This is a genomic window from Roseateles sp. P5_B10 (assembly GCF_056400485.1).
This window is the reverse complement of sequence record NZ_JBFULE010001751.1, coordinates 1-528: the sequence shown is the minus strand read 5'-3', so window position 1 is coordinate 528 and position 528 is coordinate 1. Positions and strand designations below refer to the sequence as shown.

At 62.9% G+C, this 528-nt stretch carries 1 protein-coding gene; it reads left to right on the top strand.

Going from position 1 to position 528, the window contains the following annotated elements:
• Window positions 1–69: 69 nt before the first annotated feature.
• Window positions 70–528: glutaminase (locus AC1DU6_RS35705; protein WP_477863360.1), on the top strand; the 459-nt coding region annotated here is incomplete at its 3' end.

The window sequence follows — 528 nt, the reverse complement described above, 5'->3', positions numbered from 1 at the left end:
GCTCAGGCCGTGCTCGCGGTCGCGATCCTGCGTATTCCGGTTTGAGGCCGGGTACGCTAGTCCAACGCAATGAGTCACCCCGCGCCAGACCTGCAAAGAATCGTCACCGAAATCGCCGACGAGATGGCGCAGCGCACCGACCGCGGCGAGGTTGCGAGCTATATTCCGGAGCTCGCCGGCATCAATCCTAACCAGTTCGGGCTCGTGGTCATCGATGCGGATGGCCAGGTGGCGACCGGCGGCGATGCCGATGTGCCGTTCTCGATCCAGAGTATCTCGAAGGTTTTCACGCTAACCTTGGCGCTTGGCATGGTCGGCGACCGGTTGTGGAAGCATGTCGGCCGCGAGCCGTCGGGCAATCCATTCAACTCCATCGTCCAGCTCGAACGCGAGCGCGGCGTGCCGCGTAACCCCTTCATCAATGCCGGCGCTATCGCCGTCACTGATGTCATCCTGTCCGGCCATCAGCCGCGCGAGGCAATCGGCGAAATCCTGCGCTTCATGCAGTTTCTGGCTGGCGACGACAGC